The sequence below is a fragment of the Pedomonas sp. V897 genome, assembly GCF_051304405.1.
GTDB lineage: Bacteria > Pseudomonadota > Alphaproteobacteria > Sphingomonadales > Sphingomonadaceae > Pedomonas.
Genome location: NZ_JBPPGG010000005.1, coordinates 1 through 19,286, shown reverse-complemented (window position 1 = coordinate 19,286; position 19,286 = coordinate 1). Strand labels below are relative to the sequence as shown.

Annotated in this window: 21 protein-coding genes; 10 read left to right on the top strand and 11 right to left on the bottom strand. The window is 68.8% G+C overall.

The features are described from left to right. Positions 1 to 82 precede the first annotated feature (82 nt). The 7 genes from ACSJJU_RS12765 (at position 83) to ACSJJU_RS12735 (ending at position 5,855) form a co-directional block, all read left to right on the top strand. The gene (locus ACSJJU_RS12765; protein WP_435915933.1) at positions 83 to 283 is read left to right on the top strand and encodes a zinc-finger domain-containing protein; all 201 of its coding nucleotides are present in this window, start codon (positions 83 to 85) and stop codon (positions 281 to 283) included. Positions 284 to 613: 330 nt separating this feature from the next. Then, on the top strand, positions 614 to 1,996 hold the full coding sequence (gene tldD, locus ACSJJU_RS12760) for a metalloprotease TldD (protein WP_435916051.1): 1,383 nt from the start codon (positions 614 to 616) through the stop codon (positions 1,994 to 1,996). Between the two features lie 156 nt (positions 1,997 to 2,152). Further along, positions 2,153 to 2,452, top strand: a complete 300-nt coding sequence (locus ACSJJU_RS12755; protein ID WP_435915932.1) for a hypothetical protein — start codon at positions 2,153 to 2,155, stop codon at positions 2,450 to 2,452. 253 nt (positions 2,453 to 2,705) lie between these two features. Continuing rightward, a complete protein-coding gene (locus ACSJJU_RS12750) occupies positions 2,706 to 3,140 on the top strand; it encodes a GNAT family N-acetyltransferase (protein ID WP_435915930.1) in 435 nt (144 codons plus the stop codon). 38 nt (positions 3,141 to 3,178) lie between these two features. Then, a complete protein-coding gene (locus tag ACSJJU_RS12745; RefSeq protein ID WP_435915929.1) occupies positions 3,179 to 4,015 on the top strand; it encodes a patatin-like phospholipase family protein in 837 nt (278 codons plus the stop codon). A gap of 175 nt (positions 4,016 to 4,190) precedes the next feature. After that, complete coding sequence (locus ACSJJU_RS12740) at positions 4,191 to 4,529, top strand: P-II family nitrogen regulator (protein WP_435915928.1); 339 nt, start codon at positions 4,191 to 4,193, stop codon at positions 4,527 to 4,529. A gap of 15 nt (positions 4,530 to 4,544) precedes the next feature. Beyond that, positions 4,545 to 5,855: an ammonium transporter gene (locus ACSJJU_RS12735; RefSeq protein WP_435915926.1), complete on the top strand. Its 1,311-nt coding sequence runs from the start codon at positions 4,545 to 4,547 to the stop codon at positions 5,853 to 5,855. A gap of 96 nt (positions 5,856 to 5,951) precedes the next feature. Here ACSJJU_RS12735 and ACSJJU_RS12730 read toward each other — a convergent pair whose 3' ends face one another. The 3 genes from ACSJJU_RS12730 to ACSJJU_RS12720 form a co-directional block, all read right to left on the bottom strand. Then, on the bottom strand, positions 5,952 to 6,623 hold the full coding sequence (locus ACSJJU_RS12730; protein ID WP_435915924.1) for a trimeric intracellular cation channel family protein: 672 nt from the start codon (positions 6,621 to 6,623) through the stop codon (positions 5,952 to 5,954). 69 nt (positions 6,624 to 6,692) lie between these two features. Next, entirely contained in the window at positions 6,693 to 7,643 is a 951-nt protein-coding gene (locus ACSJJU_RS12725) for an NADP-dependent oxidoreductase (RefSeq protein ID WP_435915922.1), read from the bottom strand. A 7-nt stretch (positions 7,644 to 7,650) separates the two neighbouring features. Beyond that, positions 7,651 to 8,082, bottom strand: coding sequence for a TIGR01244 family sulfur transferase (locus ACSJJU_RS12720; RefSeq protein WP_435915921.1), 432 nt, complete (start codon positions 8,080 to 8,082; stop codon positions 7,651 to 7,653). A gap of 115 nt (positions 8,083 to 8,197) precedes the next feature. Here ACSJJU_RS12720 and ACSJJU_RS12715 point away from each other — a divergent pair, with 115 nt between their 5' ends. Beyond that, positions 8,198 to 8,746, top strand: coding sequence for a CDP-alcohol phosphatidyltransferase family protein (locus tag ACSJJU_RS12715; protein WP_435915920.1), 549 nt, complete (start codon positions 8,198 to 8,200; stop codon positions 8,744 to 8,746). A 92-nt stretch (positions 8,747 to 8,838) separates the two neighbouring features. Here ACSJJU_RS12715 and galU read toward each other — a convergent pair whose 3' ends face one another. The 5 genes from galU to argH all read right to left on the bottom strand — a co-directional run bounded on the left by galU (position 8,839) and on the right by argH (position 15,172). After that, on the bottom strand, positions 8,839 to 9,711 hold the full coding sequence (gene galU, locus ACSJJU_RS12710) for a UTP--glucose-1-phosphate uridylyltransferase GalU (RefSeq protein ID WP_435915919.1): 873 nt from the start codon (positions 9,709 to 9,711) through the stop codon (positions 8,839 to 8,841). A 155-nt stretch (positions 9,712 to 9,866) separates the two neighbouring features. Beyond that, on the bottom strand, positions 9,867 to 12,188 hold the full coding sequence (locus tag ACSJJU_RS12705; protein WP_435915918.1) for a DUF4175 family protein: 2,322 nt from the start codon (positions 12,186 to 12,188) through the stop codon (positions 9,867 to 9,869). A 92-nt stretch (positions 12,189 to 12,280) separates the two neighbouring features. Beyond that, the gene (lysA, locus tag ACSJJU_RS12700) at positions 12,281 to 13,552 is read right to left on the bottom strand and encodes a diaminopimelate decarboxylase (RefSeq protein ID WP_435915916.1); all 1,272 of its coding nucleotides are present in this window, start codon (positions 13,550 to 13,552) and stop codon (positions 12,281 to 12,283) included. Positions 13,553 to 13,556: 4 nt separating this feature from the next. Then, positions 13,557 to 13,778, bottom strand: a complete 222-nt coding sequence (locus tag ACSJJU_RS12695) for a hypothetical protein (RefSeq protein WP_435915914.1) — start codon at positions 13,776 to 13,778, stop codon at positions 13,557 to 13,559. Further along, entirely contained in the window at positions 13,775 to 15,172 is a 1,398-nt protein-coding gene (gene argH, locus ACSJJU_RS12690) for an argininosuccinate lyase (protein ID WP_435915912.1), read from the bottom strand. Before argH ends, ACSJJU_RS12695 begins: the two co-directional genes overlap by 4 nt. A gap of 31 nt (positions 15,173 to 15,203) precedes the next feature. Here argH and ACSJJU_RS12685 point away from each other — a divergent pair, with 31 nt between their 5' ends. After that, positions 15,204 to 16,559: an amidohydrolase family protein gene (locus ACSJJU_RS12685; protein ID WP_435915911.1), complete on the top strand. Its 1,356-nt coding sequence runs from the start codon at positions 15,204 to 15,206 to the stop codon at positions 16,557 to 16,559. Positions 16,560 to 16,663: 104 nt separating this feature from the next. Beyond that, positions 16,664 to 17,272 (top strand): TlpA family protein disulfide reductase, encoded by a 609-nt coding sequence (locus tag ACSJJU_RS12680; protein WP_435915910.1) that lies wholly within the window; start codon positions 16,664 to 16,666, stop codon positions 17,270 to 17,272. Positions 17,273 to 17,451: 179 nt separating this feature from the next. Here the strand turns inward: ACSJJU_RS12680 and ACSJJU_RS12675 are convergent, their stop codons facing one another. The 3 genes from ACSJJU_RS12675 to ACSJJU_RS12665 all read right to left on the bottom strand — a co-directional run. Further along, positions 17,452 to 18,111: a glutathione S-transferase family protein gene (locus ACSJJU_RS12675; RefSeq protein ID WP_435915908.1), complete on the bottom strand. Its 660-nt coding sequence runs from the start codon at positions 18,109 to 18,111 to the stop codon at positions 17,452 to 17,454. 89 nt (positions 18,112 to 18,200) lie between these two features. Then, complete coding sequence (locus tag ACSJJU_RS12670) at positions 18,201 to 18,752, bottom strand: glutathione peroxidase (protein ID WP_435915907.1); 552 nt, start codon at positions 18,750 to 18,752, stop codon at positions 18,201 to 18,203. A 162-nt stretch (positions 18,753 to 18,914) separates the two neighbouring features. After that, positions 18,915 to 19,286, bottom strand: a 372-nt coding sequence (locus tag ACSJJU_RS12665; protein ID WP_435915906.1) for an electron transfer flavoprotein subunit alpha/FixB family protein, incomplete at its 5' end; no start/stop codon positions are given.

Below are 19,286 nucleotides of genomic sequence, written 5' to 3'. Positions count from 1 at the left end.
TACTTGCCCTTCAAACTCGGCATCAGCGGTGCTATCTGCTCATTCCGAGATCACTCTGGTACCAAACTGGGATTTGCTCGGCATGAACAACGCGCCTCCACCACCGGAAGTCATTTACATCGATACGCCGCAGGTTGCCTGCGATGGCGGCGAGGGCCCCCTCGGCCACCCGCGCGTGTACCTGAAGGTCGGGGCGAGCGGGAAGGTCGAGTGCGGCTACTGCGACCGCCTCTACATCCTGAAGGGCGGCCCCGCCGACGAGCAGAGCAACAAGGCGGCCTGAGCCGCCGGACGGCCCGGCCCGATCCCCGGGGCGACCCCGCCGGTGCGGGAGACGCCCCGCGGGCGCCACAACAGCGGGCGCCACAACAGCGGGCGCCACAGCAGCGGGCAGCGCTGCAACGGGCGCCTCGGCAACACGACAAGCCGCCGGCCCTTCGTTCGGCCCGCCCCTTCGCGTTTCCGCCCGCCCGTCGTTTGGCCCACGCCATGAGACGCGATGACGGGCCGGTCGTTTTATTGAGCAACGCCGCTTCTGCCGGGTGAAAGGAATCCAGCCGTGTCGAAGACCCCCGCCGCCCTCGCCCGCGATCTGTTCTATACCCGCACCGACATGGACGAAGCGCGGGTGGCTGCGCTCGTGGCCGAGAAACTCGCGGGCCTCGACGATGGCGAGCTGTTTCTCCAGCACACCCTGTCCGAATCCTTCGGCTTCGATGACGGGCGGCTGAAAAGCGCCACCTTCGACACGACGCAGGGGTTCGGCCTGCGCGGCGTGCTGGGCGAGACCACGGGCTTTGCCCACGCCAACGAACTGTCCGAAGCGGCGATCCGCCGCGCGGGCGACACGGTCGCCACCATCCGCTCCGGCCGCGAGGCCCGCTGGGCCGACGCGCCGCCGCGCACCAACCGGATGCTCTACCAGCCGGACAGCCCGTTCGAGACCTTCCCGTTCGAGGCCAAGACGAAACTGCTGGCGGACATCGACGCCTACCTGCGCGGGCGTGATCCGCGCGTGGTGCAGGTGTCGGCCTCGCTGGTGGGCTCGTGGACCGTCATCGAGATCCTGCGCCCGGACGGCTACCGCGCCTGGGACGTGCGGCCGCTGGTGCGGCTCAACGTGCAGGTGATCGCCGAGCACAACGGGCGGCGCGAGTCCGGCTACGAGGGCATCGGCGGGCGGCACGACTACACGCGCCTGTTCGCGCCCGAGACCTGGCGGACGGTGGCGGACGAGGCCCTGCGGCAGGCACTGGTGAACCTGGAGGCTGTCCCCGCGCCCGCGGGCGAGATGACCGTGGTGCTCGGCCCCGGCTGGCCCGGCGTGCTGCTGCACGAGGCCATCGGCCACGGCCTTGAGGGCGACTTCAACCGCAAGGGCACCTCCGCCTTCTCGGGCCGCATCGGCGAGCGGGTGGCCGCCCCGGGCGTCACCGTGGTGGATGACGGCTCGCTCGAGTGCCTGCGCGGCTCGCTCACCATCGACGACGAGGGCACGCCGACCGAGCGCACCGTGCTGATCGAGGACGGCATTCTCAAGGGCTACATGCAGGACCGCATGAACGCCCGCCTGATGGGTGCCAAAGCCACCGGCAACGGGCGGCGCGAGAGCTTCGCCCACGCCCCCATGCCGCGCATGACCAACACCTTCATGCTGGGCGGGGACAAGGACCCGGCCGAGATCATCGGCTCGGTGAAGAAGGGCATCTACGCCAAGACCTTCGGCGGCGGGCAGGTGGACATCACCTCGGGCAAGTTCGTGTTCTCCTGCACGGAAGCCTACGAACTGGAGAACGGCAAGCTCGGCCGCCCCCTCAAGGGCGCAACGCTCATCGGCAACGGCCCGGACGTGCTGACCCGCGTCAAGGCCATCGGCAACGATCTGGCGCTCGACCCCGGCATCGGCGTGTGCGGCAAGGGCGGCCAGTCGGTCCCCGCCGGCGTCGGCCAGCCGACGCTGCTGATCGAGGGGCTGACCGTCGGCGGCACGGGCTGACACGCGGGCACCGCCGGGGTGCCGGTGCGGTTCCTTCCGGCTGGCCGGAACGAAACGGGCGGCTGCGCATTCTATATTGCGGGCCCGAAGCCCGAGAACGCCCCCGAGGAAGCCCCGAGAACGCCCCCCCGAGAACGCTATCGCCCGGAGACACGCTTGCCAGATTTGCCCGAAGAGACCGACTGGGTGGAGATCGGCCGTTTCAGCACCCTCGCCGAGGCGCAACTGGTCAAGGCCATGCTGGAGGCCTATGGCCTGACCCCCGGCATCGAAGGCGAGAACAGCGCCCATGTGCTGGCGGGGATCGACCCGACCATGCGCGGGGTCATCGTGCATGTGCCCGTTCAGGAAGCCGAGCAGGCCCTCGCCCTGCTGAACGAACATCCCCCGGAACCCGCCGGGGGCGAGGAGCAGCAGGGCGACATGACACCGGGTGACGAGACGCCGGACGCCTGAGCGGGATGAGTCGCCGCGCACCGGTCGGGCCCAGCCAGACCAGGCTTTCGAACCAGAACGGGATATATTCGCCATACCCCGGCAATTGTACGGACTTAAATTGTTGTCACAAAACCGGCAACTATCTGAGGTTAAAGATCTTTCAACGATGCGCGTCACCACAGGCCGAGCCGTGGCCCGGATGCCGGGGCGCAAGGCCATTGTGGAATAATGCCCCTGTGATTACCCTCTAGCTTGGGAGGAGGGAAACACCATGAGCCTTAAGATGGTCCAGATCCCGCGAGAGGACTATGATGCCCTGTCTTCGGTTCTGGCGGACAACAGCCTCCTGCTTGGCGATCGGGAAGGCAGCGACCGGAAGTTTTTTGCGTTCGTTGACGAGGATGGCTGGCGGGTCGCCGTCGGCAGTCTGGAGATTTATGGCGACGCCGCGATCCTGCGCTCGTTCCTGACGACGGGCTGCCATCATGGCCAGGGACTGTGCGGCACCATGCTGGAGGAAGTGGCCGCCAGCGCGCGCCGGGAAGGCATCAAGACCCTCTACATCTTCACGGATGACAAGTCGGGCATCTTCTCCGAGCTTGGCTTCACCCCGTGCGAGGAAAACACCGCCCCCGACGGCCTGCGCGCGTCGGAGCAGTTCGCCGCCCTTTGCAAGTCCGGCGATTTCATGATGCGGCAGCTGTGAGCTGGAACGCGCCCATTCGCGAGAATTGAGCAAGGCCCATGACCGTGACGCCGCCCGCTGTCGCCCTGGCCCTGGGGGGCGGCGCAGCGCTCGGCTGGGCCCATATCGGCGTGGTGCGGACGCTGGTTGAACGCGGCGTCCGCATCGATGCCGTGGCCGGAACCAGCATCGGCGCGGTGGTGGCGGCGTGCCTCGCCGCCGACAAGCTGGACGCGCTGGAGGACCTGGCCCGCTCGGCCACGGCGCTGACGGTGCTGCGCTATCTGGATGTCAGCTTCCGGGGCGGCGTTCTGGGCGGGCGCACCATCGAGCGGCAACTGCGCCGCCACTTCGGCAACCTGCGCCTGGAGGACCTGGCGCTCCCCTGCGCCACCGTGGCCGCCGATCTCATCTCCGGCGCGGAGGTGGTGCTGCGGGACGGACCGGTGGTGGAGGCGGTGCGCGCCTCCCTCGCCATTCCCGGCATTTTCAAGCCCGTCCTGCGGGACGGCCGGATGCTGGCGGACGGCGGCCTCGTGAACCCGGTGCCGGTCTCGGCGGCGCGGCAGCTGAGCGCCTGCCCTGTCGTTGCCGTCAACCTCCAGGGCGATTACGTCAACCGGGCCGCCGCCGCCGGTTTCCGCCGCGCGGCCGGGACCACCCGCATCTCCGCCATCCGCACGACCCGCGCCTCGCTCGGCCTGCTGCTCTCCTCCCTCGCCAACCACGTGCTGACCGCCAATCCCGCCGACGTGGTGATCACACCGGCCATCGGACACATCGAGGTGGGGGACTTCACCCGGGCCGAGGAACTCATCCAGGCGGGCAGACGGGCAACCGAGACCGCCTGGCCCCAGATCAGCGCTCTGGCCGGCGCCAGATTGCATCAAAATTAGGCACATATTCCTAATTGATTATTTAATACGCAGAATCGTCCGCCCGCCAGGACGCCCCCTGCCCCGAAAACCCCCGGATATCCGCCCCTGAGGGCAACAGCCCCGTTTTGGCACGCCTCCTGCAATGCAACTCTGGCCGGCAACTTCCGATCCGCCGGTCAACAGGGAGGCGGGCATGAAACTGATCACGGCGATCATTAAGCCCTACAAGTTCGATCCGGTTCGCGATGCGCTGACTGCCATCGGCGTGGACGGGATGACCGTCACCGAGGTCAAGGGTTTCGGACGGCAGAAGGGGCATACCGAGATTTACCGAGGCGCAGAATACACCACCAACCTGGTGCCCAAGCTGAGGCTCGATGTGGTGGTGGCCGACTCCATGGCAGAGCGCACCATCGAAGCCATCCAGCAAGCAGGACAGACCGGCACCATCGGCGACGGAAAGATCTTCGTCACCGAGGTGTCGGAAGCGGTGCGCATCCGCACCGGCGAACGGAACGAGATGGCGCTGTAGGACAAGGGTAGCAACATGCAGAAACTTCTTCGTCACTTTGCGAGCGCCGCCGCCGGCATCGGCACGGCGCTGGCGGCCGGGGCGGCCTTCGCCCAGGAGGCTGCGGAGGCAACGCCCGCACTGGATACCGGCGATACGGCCTGGATGCTCATTTCCACCGTGCTGGTGGCCATGATGATCGTACCGGCCCTCGGGCTGTTCTACGGCGGCCTGGTGCGCACCAAGAACATGCTCTCCGTGCTGGTTCAGGTGTTCGCCGTGGGCTGCCTGATGATGATCCTCTGGGTCCTCTACGGCTACAGTCTGGCCTTCACCGACGGCAACGCCGTCTATGGCGGCCTCTCCAAGGCGTTCCTGGCGGGCATCACGCCCGATTCTCTCTCCGGCACCATTCCCGAGATGGTGTTCGTCTGCTTCCAGATGACCTTCGCGGGCCTGACCCCGGCGCTGATCCTCGGCGCGTTCGCCGAGCGCGTGAAGTTCTCCGCCGTTCTGTGGTTCACCGCCCTGTGGTTCACCTTCTCCTACGTGCCGATGGCCCACATGGTATGGGGCGGCGGCTGGCTCCAGGGTGACGGCGCGCTCGACTTCGCGGGCGGCACCGTGGTGCACATCAACGCGGGTGTGGCCGGTCTCGTCGGCTGCATCATGATCGGCAAGCGGGTGGGCTACGGCAAGGAAGCCATGCCGCCGCACTCCCTCACCCTCACCATGGTGGGCGCGGCCCTGCTGTGGATGGGCTGGTTCGGCTTCAACGCCGGTTCGGCGGCCGCTGCGGGCGGCGGCGCGGCGCTGGCCATGATCAACACCTTCACCGCCACCGCCGGTGCGGCTCTGGCCTGGCTGTTCGTCGAATGGGCGGTCAAGGGCAAGGCGTCGCTGCTGGGCATCGTCTCGGGCGTCATCGCCGGTCTCGTTGCCGTCACGCCGGCGGCCGGCTTCGCGGGCCCGGTGGGCTCGATCGTCCTCGGCGCCATCGCCTCGGTGGTCTGCTTCTTCTTCTGCACCACCATCAAGAACAAGCTGGGCTACGACGACTCGCTCGACGTGTTCAACATCCACGGCGTCGGCGGCATCATCGGCTCCATCCTGACCGGCGTGCTGGTGGCGCCGTCGCTGGGCGGCACGGGCATCGACGACTTCAACATGGGTCACCAGCTCTGGATCCAGACCAAGGCGACCGTGGTGGGCGTTGCCTGGAGCGCGGTGGTCTCGGCGGTGCTGTACTTCATCATCGACAAGACCATCGGTCTGCGCGTCACCACCGACGAGGAACGCGAAGGCCTCGACCTCTCCACCCACGGCGAGCGGGCCTACCACTACTGATCCTCAAATCAGTCAGAGTGTGAAAACAGCAAGTGGGGCTGGAAACCAGGGTTTCCAGCCCCCCTTCGTTTGTGCCCCTGCTTGGGGGAGAGAGGATCACGCCTCCTCGTCGCCCCGGCCCGACAGCCGCTCCCGCCGGGGGGCGACCGGATCGGGGAAGGCCGGAAGGTGCCACCCCTTCAGCATGGCCCCGCCCCGGAGCAGGAACGACGCCAGAAAGGCAAGGACCATGGCGTAGCGCGCGGGAAGCCCTGCCGTGACCAGCGCCGCATAGCTGCCCGCGCCCAGAATGGCCGCCGAGACATAAATCTCGCGTTTGATGATGGACGAGGACTCCTTAGCCAGCACGTCCCGGATGACGCCGCCGAAACAGGCGGTCAGCATACCCATGATGGCGGCGATGAGCGGATGCACCCCGACCGCCAGGGCCTTCGATGCGCCAAGGATGGCATAGCCCGCCAGCCCGAGCGCATCGAGCCACAGCAGCGCCTGCTCCCGCCAGCGGCGCGGGCCGCCGGTGAACCACACCAGCACCGCCATGGCGAGGCAGACCGCCACGTAGCCGGGGTTGCGGACCCAGAATACCGGAACATCGAGCAGGACGTCGCGCAGCGTACCGCCGCCAACGCCGGTGACCGCCGCGAAAAAGGCGAAGGTGATGATGTCGCCCCGGATCTTGGCCGCGGCCAGCGCCCCGGTCGCGGCAAAAACGGCAACGCCCGCATAGTCGAGCGCGGTGAAGATGTTCTCCGGTGCCACCACGTGCATACTCCCCCCTGCCGCCCGTCGCGGCTCCCCCGTGGCGCGGACACGCTGCCCGCAACCCCTGCGCAAAGATCAGGAAATGGTCAGCACCAGCTTGCCGCGCACCTGCCCCGCCTCGCTCAGCCGGTGCGCCTCGGCAATGCGTTCGAGCGGCAGGGTCTGGATTTCGGGCAGGGGCACCGCGCCGGACGCCACCAGCGCCGCCACCTCCGCCAGCTGCCCGCCATCGGGCCGCACCAGCAGCTGCCGGGCCGACAGGTCCTTGTGGGCGCACTGGTCGAGATCCGGCTGCTCCACCAGGCTGACGAGCGTGCCGCCCGGCTTCACCACGCCGTAGGACAGCACCAGCGTCTCGCCGCCCACGGTGTCGAGCACCACGTCAACGCCGTCCGCAGCCCGCGCCAGTATGGCCGCCGCCAGGTCGGGCGCGGCATCGTCGAGCACCGCATCGGCCCCGAGCGCGCGCACATAGTCCGCCTGGTCGGGGCTTGCGGTGCCGATGACCGTCGCGCCGCGCTGGCGGGCAATGCCGACCGCCAGCGACCCGACGCCGCCCGCCGCGCCGTGGACCAGAACCGTCTGCCCGGCCTCGACGCGGGCGAACTCCACCAGCGCCTGCCAGGCCGTCAGCCCCGCCACCGGCAGCGCCGCCGCCTGCGGATCATCTAGGCTCTGCGGCGTCTGGGCGACAGAGCTGGCGGGCACCGCCACATATTCGGCGCACGCGCCCCACTGGACGACCGGCTGCCGGGTGCAGGCCATGACCCGCATACCCTTGGACAGCCCCGTCACGCCCTCGCCCACGGCGGCCACTTCGCCCGCCGCGTCCCAGCCGGGAATGATGGGGAAGGCGTAGGGCAGGGTGGACTTGAACGCCCCCTGCCGGATCTTCCAGTCAAGCCGGTTGACCCCGGCAGCCCTCACGCGGATCAGCACGTCACCGGCTGCCAGCGGGGGCTCCGGCAATTCACCAACGTTCAGCAGTTCAGCGCCACCAAACCGTGCGTAATAGGCCGCCTTCACGTCTACCTCACATGTTGCCCTGTTTGAGACGAGTCATCAGGCCCACCATCGGGCTCAGATCATAGCCTGCCTGGCCGGCGGTGGATACCAGCTCCTGCGGCTCCTGCCCCGCCTTCGCCCGGGCGAGGGCCCACAGCGTCGTCGAGCGCATGCCCGAGCGGCAGAACGCCAGCACCGGCCCCTCGGCCTGCGCCAGCGCTTCCTCGGTCCGGGTGATGTGGTCGAGCGTCAGGCCGCCCCCGCTCAGCGGGATATGGTGATACGCAAGGCCCGCCGCACGCGCCGCCGCCGCGATCGTCTCGGAGGCGGGCTGGCCGGGCTCCTCGCCGTCGGGCCGGTTGTTGATGACCAGCGTGTACCCCTGCGTTGCGGCTGTCGCCATGTCCTCCGGCTGCAACTGCCCCGCCACCGCAAAGCCAGGCGTCAGCACACGAAACATATATCTCTCCTGCTTTTGGAGCCTCATCCGTTTCTGCTTATATTAGGAATTTGGCATCCCGTTGCCAGCAGGAACGCTCGTGTACGTGTGCTCGTTGTCCAAAAAGGCTCTGTAGATGACGTTGCCGAACATCCTCTGCGTGTTGCGCCTGTTGGCGGCGCCCATTGTCGCGGCTCTCATCTACAAGGGCGAGGCGACACTGGCCGCGACCCTGTTCGCCGTCTCCGCCATCACGGACGCGGTGGATGGCTATCTGGCCCGCCGCTGGCGGCAGATCAGCGTGCTCGGGCAGATGCTCGACCCGCTGGCGGACAAGGCGCTCATCAACCTGTCCTACATCGCGGCGGCGGCCGCCGGTCCGCTGCCCTGGTGGCTGGCGCTGCTGGTGCTGGCGCGCGACGTCATCATCCTGGCGGGCGCCCTGCTCAGCCGGGCGCTGCACCTCGGCCATGACCTGCTACCGCTTGCTATTGGCAAGATTTCAACCGCCCTCCAGATGATCCTCATGGTGGTCACGCTCGGCAGCGGCATTCTGGGCGTCAACACCTTCGCCATTCCCGAGGCCCTGATCGTGGCCGTGACGGTGGTGACCATCGCCTCGGGCGTGCTCTATGCCGGCAGCTGGCTGCTGCATCTGGTCGCCCGGCGGCAGCCCGCGCCCTGATACCCCCCAAAAAAAGAGAAGCGGCAAAAAAGAAGCGGCGCCGGTTTGCCGCCAGCGCCGCGTTCGGTTGAGCCCTCGGTTTGCCGCCTGCCTCAGGTCAGCTGAAGCCGGGCGATATACTGGCGCACGTCCGCGCCGATGTCCTCACGCTCCAGCGCGAAGGCGATGTTGGCCATCACATGGCCCGCCTTGTCGCCGCAGTCGAAGCGGGTGCCCTCGAAATGGAAGCCGTGGGTGGGGATCACCGTCAGCGCCTTGGCGATGGCGTCGGTCAACTGGATCTCGCCGCCCGCGCCCGACTGCTGGTTGCTGAGGATGTCCAGCACCACCGGTTGCAGGATGTAGCGGCCGATGACCGCCGTGCGCGAGGGCGCCTCCTCCGGCTTCGGCTTCTCCACCAGCCCCTTGATCTCGACGAGGCGGTCCTTCCGCGCCCCCGGCGCGACGATGCCGTAGCGGTTGGTGTGCTCCTGCGGCACCTCGGTCACGGCGACGATGTTGCCGCCCACCTGCTCGTAGGCGTCCACCATCTGCTTGAGGCAGGGCACATCGCTCTTGATGAGGTCGTCCGCCAGCAGCACGGCAAAGGGCTCGTTGTGCACCAGGTGCCGGGCGCACCAGACGGCATGGCCCAGACCCAGCGGCTCCTGCTGGCGGGTGTAGGAGATGGAACCCGGCGGGCCGGGGATCTCGCGAAGCTCGGTGAGAATGCCGTTCTTTTCGCGGGAGCTGAGCACCTGCTCCAGCTCGGCGGCATAGTCGAAATGGTCCTCGATTGCGGTCTTGCCGCGACCGGTCACGAAGATGATCTCCTCGATTCCTGCCGCACGGGCCTCTTCCACAGCGTACTGGATCAGCGGCTTGTCCACGATGGGAAGCATTTCCTTCGGCATGGCCTTGGTCGCCGGAAGGAAACGGGTGCCCAGACCGCCAACGGGAAATACTGCAATGCGAACCGGTTTCATCTGACTCCTTTCTCGCCGACCGCGGGAAAGCGACGCGTTGTAACGGGGTCGGGTTCAAGTTTCAAAGCAATTCAGGGGGCGCAAGCTGCGCCGCAGCCTCCCAAACTTGGTGCGTAACGCGCCGGGGACAAGAGGTCCGAGCCGGGGACGAGAGGTCAGAACTGCCGCAGGAGGCGCAGGTAATAGGCGCGCTCCTCGGCGCTGCGGCGCGGATCGGCCGCCTTCTGCTCCAGCTCGCTGCGGATGGCATCGACCATGCGGCGCTCGCTGCCATCGGGCAGGCGGAACTCCGGCCCGAGGCCGCCGCCGCTGAACCGGCCGAGGGGATCAAGCCCGGTGCCCATGGCGCCGCCGGGCGACTGGCCGGAGGCCGCCTGCTGCTGCTGCGCCCGCAGGCTCTCCTGCGCGTCCGCCAGCGCCTCCATCGCCCGGCTCTGGGCCTGAAGGGCGGCCTCCACCCGGCCCTCGCCCAGGGCCTCGGCCGCCGCCGCCATGGCGCGGCGGGCCTGCCCCAGCGCGGGCGGCGCATTGAGGCCCGCCTGACGCAGACGATCCCCCAGCGCCCCCGCCTCGGCCGAGAGCCGGGACTGCGTCTCGCCCAGATCCTTCAGCGCCTGATTGCCCCCGCCCAGCGCGTTGCTGAGGCCCGCGCCGATGGTCTGGCCCAGCGTTTCCCGCTGCCGGGCCTCAAGGTTCTGGAGGCCGGACAGGGCCTCGCCCAGCGCCGAGGCCTGCACCCCCGCCATGCTGCCCGCCGAGCGCAGGTTCTCCACCAGCGCCCGCAAGGTCTCCAGCGCGCGGCGGGCGCCAGCCTCGTCCCCCGCCGCCAGCCGCTCGCGCAGATCGGAGAGCAGGTCGCCCAGCGCCGCCGCGTCGAGCACGCGCGCCCCCGCCATCTCCGCCTCGGAGGCCATGGGCGGCGCTGCGCTGATCATCTCGCTGAGATAGGCCGCCAGCGCCTGGGTGAGGCGGTCCGACATCTCGGCCAGCTCGCCCTCGCTCGCCTGCCCCATGCGGGCGGCCAGCTCGTCGAGGCTGCGGCGCAGATCCTGAAGCTGGCGGCCCTGATCCCCCTCCTCCACCGCGACCGCCACATCCCACAGCAGGCGGGCGACGGACCAGCCGCGCGGGTCCTCCCGGTCGTAGCGCAGACGCCAGAAGGCGCTGCGCAAGCCGGCGAACACGCTGAAGTCGCCATCATAGGCGCCGATGTCGGTGGCCGCCTCGGTCAGCTTCTTGCCAACGAGCGCCCGCGAGGCGGGCTGCTCCAGTAGCTCCTTGCGCAGGGCGATGATCCGCCGCGCGAAGGGATGGGTGAAGCGCCGCTCCGGCAGCGTCAGGGTGAGCGCCGTGCTCTGCCCCTTGTTGCCCGCCGCATCCAGCGCCACGAGCCGCAGCTGCACCGTGGAGCCCGCCCAGGGGTCGGGCGTGAAATCCATGTAGATGACCCCGTCCCCCTGCAACGGCGGGGCGGACGGGGTGAAGCGGCGGGTCTCGTCGCCCCGGGTGACCGCCAGATGCCAGCGGGTCACGCCGAAATCATCGGCAATGCGATAGGGCAGGCGCAGCGCCTGGGTGGCCGTGACGGAGGGCTCGCCCGTCAGCGCGACCCGCGGGGCCGTGTCGGGCGCAACGGCGACGTCGAGCGTGACGACGGTCCGCAACCCGTGCCGCACCCGCCAGATGCCGCCGGTTTTCACCGTGGCGCTGACCGAAAGACCATCGGCCACGGCCTGGAAGGGCAGGGCTTCCCCTTCCGGCGGCACAAGCGCCAGGGTTCCGTCCAGCCCGCGCGCCACCAGCCGCATGGTGCTGCCCGTCAGCGCGGAGACCGCCAGATGCCCGTCCCCCGCCACGGTGTGGACGGCGGCGGGGCGCCCGGTGTAGGCGGGCGGGGTGACGACCACCTCCACCGTGACATTGGCCAGCGAGGTGAGCCAGGGCGAGAGGGCGTCGTCGATGCGCCAGCGGGCGTCCTTGCCCGCCACCAGCGTGCCAAGCACCAGCCCCAGCACCACCAGCGCGCCGAGGCCCCAGCGGTCCGCCGAGACCACGTCGATGCGCGGCAGCGGCAGGCGGGCCCGCAGGGCCGCCCGCGCCGCCTCCTCCCGCGCCCGCGCCCAGAGCTGGCCGGACAGGCCATCCTCCGGCGCGCCGCCCGGGGCCGGGTGATCGTGCAACAGGGCAAGCTGGCCGCGCGGCAGGGCGGAGCGCGCCTCGATGAGGGCAAGCCCCTGCCGCGCCGACGGCCACGGATTGGTCCGCCACAGCCGCACGGCGGTCCAGAGCAGGAACAGGCTGACGCCCACAAGGCACAGCCAGCGCACGAGGCCGGGAACCACGGCCCAGACCCCGAGCAGGGCCAGCGCCACGAACAGCGCCCCGGCGGCAACCGCCCCCGCCAGCCGGGGAAAGGCCCGCTCCAGCCAGAGCGAGGCCCGGGCCAGCGTGACACGACGCACAAGCCCGGGCGGCAAGGAGGCCTCCTTGCCGTCTGGGTTTCCCGCGAACTGGCTCGGCCGGGCCATAGGGCCGCCTCCCGTGCCGTCAGGCCTGGTGTCAAACTGCCTTAAGAATTGAACCAGTGAGGCAGTCTGTCGAGTCCAATGAGGTCCTCATAGGTGGGACGGGGCCGGACAACGGCAAAATCCTCGCCCTTCACCAGCACTTCCGGCACCAGAAGGCGGGTGTTGTAGGTGGAGGACATCACCGCGCCATAGGCGCCGGCGGAGTGGATCACCAGCAGATCGCCCTCGCTCACCGCCGGAATGGTGCGGTCGGTGGCGAAGGTGTCGCCGGTCTCGCACACCGGCCCCACCACCGTCGCGGTCATCCGCGGCGTCACCGCCTGCGGCTCGACGACCGGGGCAATATCGTGGTGGGCGTCGTAGAGCGACGGGCGGATCAGATCGTTCATGGCCGCGTCGATCACGACGAAGGTCTTGTTCGCCCCCTTCTTCACGTAGACGACACGGGAGACCAGAATTCCCGCGTTGCCCACGATCAGACGGCCCGGCTCGAAGATCAGCCGCACGCCCAGGTTCTTCGTCACCCGGCTGACCATGGCGCCATAGGCCACGGGAAGCGGCGGCGCGTCGCTGTCCTGGTAGTAGGGAATGCCGAGGCCGCCGCCCAGATCCGCCCGCTCGATGGTGTGGCCATCGGCGCGCAGCATCTGGATGAGATTGGCAACGCGGCTGAAGGCTTCCTCGAACGGGGTGAGGTCGGTGAGCTGGCTGCCGATGTGCACGTCAACGCCCACCACCCGGATGCCCGGCAGCGCGGCCGCCTTCGCGTAGATCTCCCGCGCCTGCTCCCAGGGGATGCCGAACTTGTTCTCCGCCTTGCCGGTGGAAATCTTGGCGTGGGTCTTGGCGTCCACGTCCGGATTGACGCGGAAGGCGATGTTCGCCGTCAGGCCAAGGCTGGCTGCCACCTCGGACAGGGCATGGAGTTCGGGCTCGGACTCCACGTTGAACTGGTAGATGCCCGCCTGAAGGCCCGCCGCCATTTCCTCGCGGGTCTTGCCGACGCCGGAGAAGACGATGCGCTCGGGCGGCACGCCGGCGGCCAGCGCCCGCTTCAGCTCGCCGAGCGAGACCACGTCCGCCCCCGCGCCGCGCCGGGCGAGGGTGGCGAGCACCGCCTGGTTGGAGTTGGCCTTGACCGCAAAGCACACCAGCGCATCCAGCCCCTCGAAGGCCTGGGAGAACACATCGAAGTGCCGCTCGATCGTGGCGGTGGAGTAGCAGTAGAAGGGCGTGCCAACGGCCTCCGCCAGCCGGGCGACCGGCACGTCCTCGGCAAAGAGCTGACCTTCCCGATAAGTGAAATGACGCATGAATTCAGCTCCTCGGGCCGTCGGTCGTTGTCGAGGGCGTGGACAGCTCGCGCGAGGCGGGCGGCTGGGGATGGGCCGGGGCAGGCGTCGGCGGCTGCACGCCCCCGCTCTGCTCCACCCAGATGGGTGCGGGCGGCTGCCGCCCCTCGGGCGGCTCCAGCACACCGCGCTTGCCGCAGGCCGCCACGGCCAGGGCGCACATCACGACGAAAACGGCACGGCTCATAGGCCCAGTTCCCTCCTGGCGGCATCCACCTGCGCCCGCACCTGGCTCGGCGCGGTGCCGCCGTAGCTGGTGCGGCTGGCAACGGACGCCTCGACGGTGAGAACCGAATAGACATCCTCGGTGATGCGCGCGTCGACCCCCTTCAGCTCGTCCAGCGACAGCTCATGGAGCATGACGCCCTTGCTCTCCGCCAGCTTCACCGCATTGCCGGTGATGTGGTGGGCATCGCGGAACGGCACGCCCGCCGCCCGCACCAGCCAGTCGGCCAGGTCCGTGGCGGTGGAGAAGCCGGACGCAGCGGCCTGACGCATGGGCTCGGGGTTGAACACCAGCGTCTCCACCATGCCGGTGGTGGCGGCCAGACACAGGGCGAGGGTGTCGAACGCCTCGAACACCGGCACCTTGTCTTCCTGCATGTCCTTGGAATAGGCGAGCGGCAGCCCCTTCATCACCACCGCCAGCCGCTGGAAGTTGCCCAGAATGTGCCCGGCCTTGGCGCGCACCAGCTCGGCCGCGTCCGGGTTGCGCTTCTGCGGCATGATCGACGAGCCGGTCGAGAAGGCATCGGGCAGGCTGACGAAGCGGTAGGGCTGGCTTGCCCAGATGATGATCTCCTCGGCCAGACGCGACAGGTGCAGGCCCGCCATGCCGGCCGCGGCGAGGAATTCCAGCGCGAAGTCCCGATCCGACACGGAATCGAGGCTGTTGGCGGTGGGCCGGTCGAAGCCCAGCGCCGCCGCCGTGTTGAACCGGTCGGTCGGGAAGCTGGTGCCGGCCAGCGCCGCCGCGCCGAGCGGGCACTCGTTCAGGCGCTTGCGGGCATCCTGGAAGCGGCCGCGGTCGCGGCGGATCATCTCGTAATAGGCCATCAGATGGTGGCCGAGGGTGACGGGCTGGGCCACCTGAAGGTGGGTGAAGCCGGGCATCACGGTCTCCACGTGCTCCTCGGCGCGCTTGACCAGCGCCACCTGAAGTTCGCGCAGGGCGGCGTCCACCTGATCGATGGCATCGCGCACCCACAGCTTGAAGTCGGTCGCCACCTGATCGTTGCGGGAGCGGGCCACGTGCAGGCGCTTGGCAGGCTCGCCGATCAGCTGGGCAAGGCGCGCCTCCACGTGCATGTGGATGTCCTCCAGCGCCGGATCCTCCACCAGCTTGCCCGCCTCGATCTCGGCGGCAACCTGATCCAGCCCGGCCTGGATGGCTGCGTTGTCCTCCGCCGAGAGAATGCCCTGGGCGGCAGCCATGGCGGCGTGGGCCCGCGACCCGGCGATATCCTGCTTCCACAGACGCTTGTCGAAGCCGATCGATGCGTTAATCTCCGTCATCACCGAAGACGGTCCGCCACTGAAACGACCGCCCCACAACTGGTTGGCCGCCTTGCTGTTCGCCATCTGCCTCATCCCGAATTCAGGAGCCTCTACAATGAACCGAGCACGCAACGCCTGGAGCCGCCCGGCCCGCCATGGCGCATACGTCCTTGCGCTCCTCGCCGCAAGCGCCTTGGCCCTGCCCGGCGCCACCCAGGCCACACCGACCGACTCCGCCGCCCCCGCCGTCACCGCCATCAAGGCCGGGCGTCTGGTGGACGTGGCGGCAGGCCAGATCCGCAGGGATCAGGTGCTCCTCATCTCGGGCGACACCATCCTGAGCGTCGGCCCGGCGGGCTCCACCGCCATTCCGGCCGGCGCAACCGTCATCGATCTCTCCAACGCCACGGTGATGCCCGGCCTCATCGACGCCCACACCCACGTCACCGCCAACCCCTACGAGGGCAGCTACGACGGCCTCGCCACCTCTGTTCCCCGCGCCACCGTGCGCGGCGTCGCCAACGCCCAGAAGATGCTGATGGCGGGCTTCACCACCATCCGCGACGTGGGCTCCCCCGCCTTCTCGGACGTGGCGATTCGGGACGCCATCGCCGACGGCGAGGTGCCGGGCCCGCGTATGCTGGTCTCCGGCCCGGCGCTGGGCATCACCGGCGGCCACTGCGACAACAACCTGCTGCCGCCCGAATACGCCGACACCAGCGACGGCGTTGCCGACGGCCCGACGGAAGTGCGCCGCGTGGTGCGCCGGAACATCAAGTACGGCGTTGACGTCATCAAGTTCTGCGGCACCGGCGGCGTCTTCTCCAAGGGCACCAAGGTGGGCGCACAGCAGTACACCGAGGAGGAGATGAAGGCGCTGATCGACGAGGCGCACATGCACGGCCGCAAGGTGGCGGTGCACGCCCACGGCACCGACGGCATCAAGACCGCGTTGCGCAGCGGCGTCGATACGGTGGAGCACGCCAGCATCATCGACGACGAGGGCATCGCCCTCGCCAGGAAGACCGGCGCCTTCCTCGCCATGGACATCTACAACACCGAATTCACCCAGGCCTACGGCAAGGCCAACGGCGTGCTGGAGGAATTCCTCCGCAAGGACCGGGAAGTGGCGCAGGTGCAGCGCGACAACTTCCGCAAGGCCCTCCAGGCGGGCGTGAAGATGATCTTCGGCTCGGACGCGGGCGTCTACCCCCACGCCGATGTGGGCCACCAGTTCGCGATCATGGTGGACTACGGCATGACGCCGATGCAGGCGATCCAGGCCGCCACCATCAACGCCGCCACCGCGCTCGGCGTCGAGAAGATGTGGGGCCAGCTCGCCCCGGGCCTCAAGGCAGACATCGTCGCCGTGCGGGGCGACCCCATCGCCAACATCCGCGAGCTGGAATCGGTCGGCTTCGTCATGAAGGGCGGCACGGTCTACAAGAACGAGCTGACCGCGAACCCGTAACCGCCTGACGCGATACTCTGCCGCAAGGGCGCGCAAGGGTTGGCCCGGCGCGCCCTTTTCGCCTAGCACAAGGCCAGGCTGACAGTTTGTGGAGGACCCGGGCGATGCCGCGCCGCGCAACCGCTTATCTGACCCTTGCCGCCTGTGCCGCAGGCCTTGCAACCCTTGCTTCCGCCGCACCCTTCGCGGCCGCCGCCGCTCCGGCCGGGGGCGACCTGAGCCGGTTCGCCACCGGCGACCTCGCGCGGCTGGACTTCAGCCACGCCGGCACGCCCGCGCCCGACACCGCCTTCGAGGCCAAGGGCGGCAAGACCCTCAGCCTCGCCGACTTCAAGGGCAAGGTGGTGGTGCTGAACCTGTGGGCCACCTGGTGCGCGCCGTGCGTCACCGAAATGCCCACCCTCGACACGCTCCAGAGCCTGTTCCCCGCACAGGACCTGGCGGTCGTCACCGTCTCCATGGACATGGCAGGCTGGCGGGCGGTCGAGCCCTTCTGGCAGAAGCGCGGCCTGCGGAACATCGCGCCCTACCTGGACAAGAAGAACCAGCTCGCCCTCGGCTACAAGGCGCGCGGCCTGCCGCTGACCGTGATCTACGACCGCAGCGGCAAGGAAATCGCCCGCATCGCCGGCCCCGCCGAATGGGACGCCAAACCCGCCACCGACCTCATCGCCGCCGTCGTGGGGTCGAAGCCGGGGGCCGGGAAGAAATAGGGATTTTCTGGACGGATTTTTTTGCAGAGGGTCGCGGACCCTCTGCACTCCCTTCGTTTTTCAAAGGGCCGCGCCCTTTGACGCAAGGACACGGCCCCTTGAATCGAACGGGAGGTTGCCAGGAGGGAGCGATCGTTTGTGCGCCTCCGCGCACGGGCCCCCTCCTGCAACACCAAAACTCACAGCTCGTACTTGTCGATCACCCAGGGTTCGGCCTTGGCGTCTTCCATCCACTGGACGACGAAGGGGTGGGCCATGACGGCGTCCACATAGGCCTGCGCCTCCGGCGTCAGCGCCACGCCATAGGTGACGAAGCGGGAGACAACCGGGGCAAAGTAGCAGTCCGCCGCGCCGAACGCGCCGAACAGGAACGGCCCGCCCGCCTTGGCGCCGAAGCGCTGGCGGCAGTCCGCCCACAGGGCCTGGATGCGCTCGATGTCGGCCTGCGCGGCCTCGGGCACAACGAAATTCGAATAGCGGCGGCGGGAATTCATGCCGAGGTTCTGGCGCAGCGCCTGAAAGCCCGAGTGCATCTCGGCGCAGACCGCGCGGGCAATGGCGCGGGCTTCCCGGTCGCGCGGCCACAGCCCGGCCTCGGGGGCGAGTTCGGCCACATACTCGATGATGGCGAGGGAATCCCAGATCCTCAGCGCGCCATGCTGAAGCTGCGGCACCTTGCGGTTGGGCGCGTTGGCCGCAATCCAGGCGTCCATTTCCTCGGTGTAGAGACCGTAGGTGGTCTCGGTGAACGGCAGGCCGGACGCCTTGAGCGCCAGCCACGGCCGGACGGACCAGGAGGAATAGTTCTTGTTGCCGAGCGTGAGGTGGAGTTCCGCCATCTGCCTTCTCCTTCCATGCAGGGAGGCGACGCCATGCCGCCTCCCGCTGCCTAGCGCAGCGAAACGGGATTGGGTAGCCCGCGCCGCGCTCAGGCCTTCGCCAGCTCGGCCTCGATCGCCGCGATGAGGCGGGGGTCATCGGGCGCCGTGTCGGGCGCGAAGCGGCCCACCACCTCGCCCGTGCGGCTGACAAGGAACTTCTCGAAGTTCCAGAGCACGCCCGGCTCCGGGTTCGGGGTGATGCCATAGCCCTTCAGCTGCTCCCGGAACCCGTCGCCCGGCACGACCGTGCCCGGCTTTGCCGACGTGAGCGCCCGGTAGAGCGGGTGCTGCCCCTCCCCGGTGACGGCGATCTTCTCGAACATGGGGAATTCAACGCTGTAGTTGGTGCGGCAGAACGCCTGGATTTCCTCGTTCGTGCCGGGCTCCTGCCCCGCGAAGTCGTTGGCGGGGAAGCCAAGCACCACCAGGCCCTCGTCCCGGTAGCGCTCGTAGAGGGCTTCCAGCCCCGCATACTGGGGCGTCAGCCCGCACTTCGAGGCCACGTTCACCACCAGCAGCACCTTGCCGGCGTACTGGCCGAGCGCGGCGGGCGCGCCCGCAATGGTCTTGAGCGGAATGTCGTAAAGTGCAGCAGTCATCTGTTCTCCCTCCCTGCGCGGCACAGCCTAGAAGAAAGGGACGAAACCACCAACGGCAAAGCGGAGCGCCCTCGCCAAAATGCCAAGGGCAAGGGCGGAAAAGGAAAAGGCCCGCCGGGCGGGTGCCGGGCGGGCCCTGTTCCGCTGCCGTGCGGCCGCGCGTCAGAGCTTGGAGGTCATCTCCGGCACGGCCTGGAAGAGGTCGGCGACGAGGCCGAAGTCGGCCACCTGGAAGATGGGGGCCTCCTCATCCTTGTTGATGGCGACGATGATCTTGGAGTCCTTCATGCCCGCCAGGTGCTGGATGGCGCCGGAGATGCCGACGGCCACATAGAGCTCCGGCGCGACGATCTTGCCGGTCTGGCCCACCTGGTAGTCGTTGGGCATGTAGCCCGCATCGACCGCCGCGCGCGAGGCGCCGATGGCCGCGCCCAGCTTGTCCGCCAGCGGCTCGATCACCGTCTTGAACGCCTCGGCCGAACCCAGCGCCCGGCCGCCCGAGACCACGATCTTGGCCGAGGTCAGCTCCGGCCG